This window comes from Streptomyces sp. C, from assembly GCF_000158895.1.
In the GTDB taxonomy this organism is placed as follows: Bacteria; Actinomycetota; Actinomycetes; order Streptomycetales; family Streptomycetaceae; genus Streptomyces; species Streptomyces racemochromogenes.
Genome location: NZ_GG657750.1, coordinates 4,470,124 through 4,476,955, shown reverse-complemented (window position 1 = coordinate 4,476,955; position 6,832 = coordinate 4,470,124). Strand labels below are relative to the sequence as shown.

Sequence of the window (6,832 nt, the reverse complement as noted above, 5' to 3'; positions counted from 1 at the left end):
AGAGGTCGGCGAGGCGGTGCTTGACCGCCTGGAAGGAGCCGACGGCCCGGCCGAACTGCTCGCGCTGGCGCACGTACTCCACGGTGCGGGCCAGCGCCCGGTCGGCGGCGCCGACGGCCTCGGCGGCCAGGACGGCGGCCGCGCCGCGGCCGGTGGCGGCGAGGGCGGCGAGGGCGGGGAGGGCGGGGAGCGGATCGGTCCGGTTTTCCGTGCCGAGCAATTCGGCTTCGACGTCGCGCAGTTGGACGCGGCCCTGCGGGCGGGTCTCGTCGAGGGTGGCCTGCCGGTCCCGTACGAGGCCGGGCGCGCCCTCCCGTACGAGGAACAGCAGGGTGCGGCTGCGGGCGAAGCCGCCGGTGTGCGCCGCGACGAGGAGCAGGCCCGCGCTGTGCCCGTCGAGCACCTGCGGCACCTCCCCGTACAGCCGCCACCCGTCGTCCGCGCGGCGGGCCTGGACCCCGCCGGCCCGGCCCCCGCCCGCCCAGTCGCCGGGGGCGTTGTCGCCGGTCAGGGCGAGTGCGGCGGCCAGGGCGGGACCGGGCACGGCGAGGGCGGCGGTCAGCTCCCCGGCGGCGAGCGGCGGGAGCAGGGCGGAGCGCTGCGCGGCGGTGCCGAGGGCCGTGATCAGCGGGGCGGCGAGGACGGCGGTGGCGAGGAGGGGGGAGGGCAGCAGCGCGCGCCCGGTCTCCTCGCAGGCCAGCGCGAGGTCCCCGGGGGCGCAGCCGACGCCCCCGTACTCCTCGGCGACGGCGATGCCCGGCAGACCGAGCTGCCGGGAGAGCTGCTGCCACAGCTCGCGGTCGTGTCCCGCGGCGGTCCGGACGGCGGCTTTGACCTCGTCCGGCCCGCAGCGCTTGGCCAGGACCTCGCGCAGGGTACGGCGCATCTCGTCCTGCTCCGCGGTGAAGGCGGCATCCATCGTCGGGCTCCTCCCCGTATCTGACGGGGCGTCATGTTAGGGCGGGGCGAGTGAGATGCACAGGGGGCAGGGCGGCCCTTTGTCCGATGCGGGGTGGGGGTGGGGCGGGGGGGGCGGGATGGCTGCGGGGCGGGGCGGCGGGGCGGGCGGCGGGGCGGGTGCGGGGCGGGCGGCAGGGCGGGCGGCGGTCTAGCATCTGACGCTACGTCAGATGTACCGTCCCTCCATGCCTGGACCCACGCCCGGACCCCTTTCCGCGCCCGTCTCCCCCTCCGCACCCCGCCGCCGGGTCGCGGTGGTCGGCGCCGCCCTCTCGGACTGCGGCCGGGTCGACGGCCCGACCCCCTACGCCCTGCACGCGCAGGCCGCCCGCCGTGCGCTGGCCGACTCCGGCCTCGACCGCTCCGTCATCGACGGCTTCGCCTCGGCGGGGCTCGGCGTACTCGCCCCGGTGGAGGTGGCCGAGTACCTCGGGCTGCGGCCCACCTGGGTCGACTCCACCTCCGTCGGCGGCTCCACGTGGGAGGTCATGGCCGCCCACGCCGCCGACGCCATCGCCGCCGGCCACGCCAACGCCGTCCTGCTGGTCTACGGCTCCACGGCCCGCGCCGACATCAAGGCCCGGCGGCGCACGTCGAACCTGTCGTTCGGGGCCCGGGGGCCGCTGCAGTTCGAAGTCCCGTACGGCCACACGCTGGTCGCCAAGTACGCCATGGCGGCGCGACGGCACATGCACGAGTACGGCACGACGCTGGAACAGCTCGCCTCCGTGGCCGTCCAGGCGCGGGCGAACGCCGCGACGAACCCGGACGCGATGTTCCGGGACCCCATCACGGTGGAGGACGTGCTCGCCTCCGACCCCATCGCCGACCCGTTCACCAAGCTCCACTGCTGCATCCGCTCGGACGGCGGCTGCGCGGTGCTGCTGGCCGCCGAGGACTACGTACCGGACACGGCGAAGTCCCCCGTCTGGGTCCTGGGCACGGGCACGTCGGTGTCCCACACCACCATGTCGGAGTGGGAGGACTTCACCGTCTCCCCCGCGGCCGCCTCGGGCCGCCAGGCCTTCGCCCGCGCGGGCCTCACCCCTGCGGACGTGGACCTCGCGGAGATCTACGACGCCTTCACCTACATGACCCTGGTGACGCTGGAGGACCTCGGCTTCTGCGCCAAGGGCGAAGGCGGCGCCTTCGTCGAGAAGGGCCGCCTGCTGCGGCAGGGCGACCTCCCGGTCAACACCGACGGCGGCGGCCTCTCCGCCTGCCACCCGGGCATGCGCGGCCTCTTCCTCCTGGTCGAAGCCGTCCGCCAACTCCGCGGCGAGGCCGGCCCGGGCCAGGTGACGAAGCCGGGCGGCCACCTCCCACAGGTGGCCCTGGCCTCGGGCACGGGCGGCTGGTTCTGCTCCTCGGGGACGGTGCTCCTGGGGCGGGGGTAGGGGGGCTCGCGACTCGGGCCGGCTGTCTCCCCCTGGAGGGGGCGGGGCCGGGGCGGTGTTTGCCCACCCGCCCCCTCGTCTGCGGGGCGGGACGTCGGGGAGCGGTACCCCCTCGGGCGGTCTCAGAGCAGGTTGGGGGTTTCCCGTCAGTCCCATCGTCCTTCCGGTTCGGGCCGGTCCCTCAAGGGCGCTCCTTCGTCGCGTCGCTACGCGATCGCCTTCGGCGACCCTTGACCGACCGACCCGAACCGGAAAGCCGAAAGACTGCCGGGAAACCCCCAAAGAAACGGCACGGTCCAGAGGACAAGGGACGGGCCTGTCAGCGATGCGGGAGGGGCCGGGGGCCGGCGCGCCGGGCATCCGGGCCCTCAGCAGCCGAGATTCCGGACCAGGGGCGCGGCTACCCGCACGAGAGGTCCACCAGAGCGGCCTGCGGAGCCCCCAGGCGCGATAGATCGCTACGCGCTCCTCCCGGCTCAGCGTCCGACGCCGCCTTGGGCTGATACCCCCACCAGAGGACGGCCAGAACAGCCCGGGACGCGCACGGACGCGAAAGATCACTACGCGCTCCTCCGGTCCCGGCGCCCGGCGGCCGTCCGGGGCCGGTGCCGCATCTGAGGGCCGTCAGGCGGCTGCCGGGGCCTCCGGTGCCAGTCGGTGGAAGGACGCCCCTCCTCCACATCACGCACGCACGCGCCTACGCAGCCACCGACGAGAAGTCGTCGGCCGCCCGTGCCCTCCTCGCCGCCGAGGACGCCCTCCTACGGGGCGATGGCCCCCAGCCGAGCTATTCGCGTGTCAGCGGCCCGGCCTCCGGCACGGTGGCCAGTCACACTGCCCGCACCCTCACCGACCTCGCCGACCACGGACCGCACCCGCAAGGCGATCACCTCGATCCGCTCCACCCTCGCCCTCTACCAACGCCGTCGCGTGACGGGCGCCACCGATCTCGCCCGCCGCGCACGCGAGGCCCTCGCCTAGCATGCCCAACGACCCGTCCGACGAAGGGAATCCCGTGTCCCAGCAGACCGACGAACGCGCCCACTCCCTCAAGCCTGCGCTCGAATCAATGACCCTGCTGGTGGCGGCCGTCATCGTTCACGACAAGGCCACCAACCGTGTCGTCCTCCTCCAGCGCAGCGAGAACGCCAAGTTCGCTCGGGGACTGTGGGACCTCCCCGTCGGCAAGAGTGAACCGGGCGAGCCGATCACCGAGACCGCCGTTCGCGAGCTCTACGAGGAGACCGGCCTCACGGTGAAGCCCGAGGCGCTCAGGGTCGCCCACGTCATCCACGGCGCCTGGGGGGTGGAAGCCCCCAACGGCTTCCTCACGGTCGTCTTCGCCGCGCACGAATGGACCGGCGAACCGGAGAACCGCGAGCCGCGCAAGCACTCCCAGGTCCGGTGGGTGGATACCGACACCATCCCAGAGGCCTTCGTCGACACCACCGCCAGCGCCCTCCACCACTACCTCAACGACGGCGCAGCCGTATCGCTGGACGGTTGGCCGACGGCCTGAGAGCCGGCCTCGCCCTCTGCGCCGCGCTGGGTCAGAAAAGGACTGCGGCTCCTAGGGGTCCTAGGTATAGCCTAGAACCCCTAGGAACAGGAGGGTGCGCATGGTGCGGGCAGGGCTGACGGCGGAGCGGGTTACGGTCGCGGGCGCCGAGTTGGCGGACGAGGTCGGGCTCGATCAGGTGACCATGTCGCAGGTGGCCCGGCGGCTGGGCGTGAAGGACGCGAGTCTCTACACGCACGTCCGCAGCCTGGAGGACCTGCGCGGGCGGATCGCGCTGCTGGCGGCGGACGAGAAGACGCTGCGCATCGCGGAGGCGACCGCCGGGCTCTCGGGCAAGGGCGCACTGCTGGCGTTCGCCAACGCGTGGCGGGCGTACGCCCACGAGCACCCCGGGCGCTACATGGCGACGCAGGTCTCGATCAGGATCGATCCCGACCTGGCCGCGAAGGCGCCCGGGCCGTGCCGGGCGGTCGAGCTGACGTACAGGATGCTGCGCGGCTACGGGCTGGCCGAGCCCGACCTGACCGATGCGGTCCGGCTGCTGCGCAGCACGTTCCACGGCTTCGTCGCTCTGGAAGCCGCGGGCGGCTTCGGGCACGCGCGTTCGCCCCAGGACTCCTGGGGCCGCGCCCTCGACGCCCTGCACACCCTCCTGGAGCACTGGCCCCCGTCCCGAGAAGGAGACCCCTCATGACCAGCCTGCGCGTGAACGGCACGACCGTGCACTACGAGGTGCGGGGCCGGGGCCCGCTCCTGTTGCTGATACCGGGAGGAACGGGCGGCGCGGCCTCCTTCGACGGGATCGCCGGCGAACTGGCCGACGAGTACACGGTCGCGACGTACGACCCGCGCGGCATGGCCCGGAGCACGCTGGACGATCCCGGGGCCGAGCAGCGGGTGGCCGAGCACGCCGACGACGCCTTGCGGCTGCTGGAACTGCTGTCGCCCGGCGAGCCCGCCCGGGTGTTCGGTGCCAGTTCGGGCGCGATCGCCGCCCTGCACCTGCTCACCGCCCGTCCCGAACGCGTCGAACGCCTCGTGGCGCACGAACCGCCCGTGGTGGAGGTCCTGCCCGACGCCGCCGAACACCGCGTGTTCCTCGCGCGCGTGCAGGAGGCCTTCCAGGCCCAGGGGCTCGTGCCGGCGATGGCACTGTTCGCCGCCGGCCTGACCACCGGACCGAAGGCCCAGGTCGAGGTTCCACCTGCGCGTGCCGAGCAGACGATGGCCGGTCTGCCGTACTTCCTCGGGCGCATCGTGCCCGCCTTCATGTCGTACGTCCCGGACGTCCACCGGCTGGAGTCCCTGTCGGACCGGCTCGTGCTCGCCGGCGGTCAGGACTCACGCGGGGAGCTGCCCTACCGTGCGGCCGCCTTCCTGGCCGAGCGCCTCGGCCAGGGACTCCTGCACTTCCCCGGCGGCCACACCGGCACGACCACCCATCCCGCCGAGTTCGCCGAGACGCTCCGGAAGGCCTTCCGCTCCTAGCCCTTCGGGGTCCAGTCCTTGGCGAGGAGGCCGAGGATGACCTCGTCCAGGAACTCGCCCAGCACCCAGGCCGAGGAGCGCAGTACGCCCTCGCGGACGAAGCCGTTGCTCTCTGCCGCGCGCAGCATCGCCGTGTTGTCGGCCAGCGTCTCGATCTGCATGCGGTGGAAGCCGCGCACGACGAAGCCGTAGTGGCAGAGGGCGGCGACGACATCGCTCCCGTAGCCCTTGCCGCGTGCGGCCGGCAGCAGGCCCAAGCCGATGTGTGCGCACCGGTTGTGGGTGTCGATGCCCCAGAACGTCGCGGCGCCGACGAGCGAGCCGCCCTCCAGTTCCACCACGGAGAACTGGACGCTGGTCTCCTTCGTGTCGTCCACGACGAGCCGGGGGTCCTTCGAGCCGGGCGTGATCGGCTTCCACGGCCCGGCTTCGGAGCGCGAGCCGTTGACGACGTCGTCGTACAGCTCGGTCCGCAGGATCGGGATGTCGTCCTCGTGCCGGGCCCTGAGCCCGACCTTGGCGCCTCTAAGCATGTGAGCTTCCTATCGGGCCGGGCTGACCGGCGGCAAACGAATAAGCGATGCTGGACGCATGCAGTGGAAGATCCACGGAGAGCGTCCGATCTACGAGAACCAGTGGCTCGACCTCTGGTTCGCGGACGTGGAGACTCCTGACGGGAGCCGTTTCGAGCACCACGTGGTCAAGTTGAAGCACTTGGCCGTGGCGGCGGTGGTCAACGACCGGCGCGAGGTGCTGATGATGTGGCGCCACCGCTTCATCACCGACACCTGGGCCTGGGAGCTCCCGATGGGGCTCATCGAGCCGGGCGAGACGCCGGCCGAGGCCGCCGCCCGCGAGGTCCTCGAAGAGACGGGCTGGCGGCCGGGGCCGGTCAAGCCGCTCGTCTACGCCGAGCCGGCGGCCGGCATCACCGACTCCCAGCACCACCTGTTCCGCGCGGACGGCGCCACCTACGTGGGACCGCCGACCGAGAAGAACGAGTCCGACCGCATCGAGTGGATCCCCCTGACGGAGATCCGGGGCATGATCGACCGCCGCGAGATCGTCAGCAGCGGCTGCCTGGTCCCCCTCCTCTACGTCCTGATGGACGAGGGCATCCGCTGACCCTCCTGATCAACCTCTGGTGCGGCTATCAGCCCAGGACGGCCGCCGGTAGCCGAGCCGAGAGGAGCGCGTAGCGATCTGCTGCGCCTGCACGCCTCCTGAGCTGCTCTGTTCGCCCTCTCGTGCGGGTATCAGCCACAGGCGGTCGCCGGACGCTGAGATGGGAGGAGCGCGTAGCGATCTGTCGCGGACCCCCGGCCCGGAATCACGGACATGGGGCCCGAATGCCCGGCGGGCCGGCCCCCGGCCCCTCGCCCGGTCCCTGAGAGACCCGCCCTTCCCCTCTGGACCGTGCCGTTCCTTTGGGGGTTTCCCGGCAGTCTTTCGGCTTTCCGGTTCGGGC

The 6,832-nt window shown here is 72.9% G+C and carries 7 protein-coding genes and 1 pseudogene; 6 read left to right on the top strand and 2 right to left on the bottom strand.

Annotation, left to right across the window (positions count from 1 at the left end):
* The coding region (locus SSNG_RS20135) for an acyl-CoA dehydrogenase family protein (RefSeq protein ID WP_007265729.1) at positions 1–919 on the bottom strand (919 nt) is incomplete at its 3' end.
* A 226-nt stretch (positions 920–1,145) separates the two neighbouring features.
* On the opposite strand from SSNG_RS20135, the gene SSNG_RS20130 reads away from it, so the two are divergent.
* The 5 genes and pseudogenes from SSNG_RS20130 (at position 1,146) to SSNG_RS20115 (ending at position 5,364) form a co-directional block, all read left to right on the top strand.
* Entirely contained in the window at positions 1,146–2,357 is a 1,212-nt protein-coding gene (locus tag SSNG_RS20130; protein ID WP_007265728.1) for a thiolase, read from the top strand.
* Between the two features lie 659 nt (positions 2,358–3,016).
* Positions 3,017–3,338 (top strand): annotated as a pseudogene (locus SSNG_RS40020) (tetratricopeptide repeat protein); the annotation flags it as partial.
* A gap of 1 nt (position 3,339) precedes the next feature.
* Positions 3,340–3,876 (top strand): NUDIX domain-containing protein, encoded by a 537-nt coding sequence (locus SSNG_RS20125; protein ID WP_042801469.1) that lies wholly within the window; start codon positions 3,340–3,342, stop codon positions 3,874–3,876.
* A gap of 100 nt (positions 3,877–3,976) precedes the next feature.
* Positions 3,977–4,570, top strand: coding sequence for a TetR/AcrR family transcriptional regulator (locus SSNG_RS20120; protein WP_042801467.1), 594 nt, complete (start codon positions 3,977–3,979; stop codon positions 4,568–4,570).
* Positions 4,567–5,364: an alpha/beta hydrolase gene (locus SSNG_RS20115; protein WP_042801466.1), complete on the top strand. Its 798-nt coding sequence runs from the start codon at positions 4,567–4,569 to the stop codon at positions 5,362–5,364. Before SSNG_RS20120 ends, SSNG_RS20115 begins: the two co-directional genes overlap by 4 nt.
* Here the strand turns inward: SSNG_RS20115 and SSNG_RS20110 are convergent.
* The gene (locus SSNG_RS20110) at positions 5,361–5,897 is read right to left on the bottom strand and encodes a GNAT family protein (RefSeq protein ID WP_007265724.1); all 537 of its coding nucleotides are present in this window, start codon (positions 5,895–5,897) and stop codon (positions 5,361–5,363) included. The genes SSNG_RS20115 and SSNG_RS20110 overlap by 4 nt on opposite strands.
* A gap of 58 nt (positions 5,898–5,955) precedes the next feature.
* On the opposite strand from SSNG_RS20110, the gene SSNG_RS20105 reads away from it, so the two are divergent.
* A complete protein-coding gene (locus SSNG_RS20105) occupies positions 5,956–6,489 on the top strand; it encodes an NUDIX hydrolase (RefSeq protein WP_042801464.1) in 534 nt (177 codons plus the stop codon).
* Positions 6,490–6,832: the final 343 nt, after the last annotated feature.

Coding starts and splice junctions, on each gene's coding strand:
- SSNG_RS20115 (WP_042801466.1), top strand. CDS start 4,567: ATGACCAGCCTGCGCGTGAACGGCACGACCGTGCACTACGAGGTGCGG.
- SSNG_RS20120 (WP_042801467.1), top strand. CDS start 3,977: ATGGTGCGGGCAGGGCTGACGGCGGAGCGGGTTACGGTCGCGGGCGCC.
- SSNG_RS20130 (WP_007265728.1), top strand. CDS start 1,146: ATGCCTGGACCCACGCCCGGACCCCTTTCCGCGCCCGTCTCCCCCTCC.
- SSNG_RS20105 (WP_042801464.1), top strand. CDS start 5,956: ATGCAGTGGAAGATCCACGGAGAGCGTCCGATCTACGAGAACCAGTGG.
- SSNG_RS20125 (WP_042801469.1), top strand. CDS start 3,340: ATGCCCAACGACCCGTCCGACGAAGGGAATCCCGTGTCCCAGCAGACC.
- SSNG_RS20110 (WP_007265724.1), bottom strand. CDS start 5,897: ATGCTTAGAGGCGCCAAGGTCGGGCTCAGGGCCCGGCACGAGGACGAC.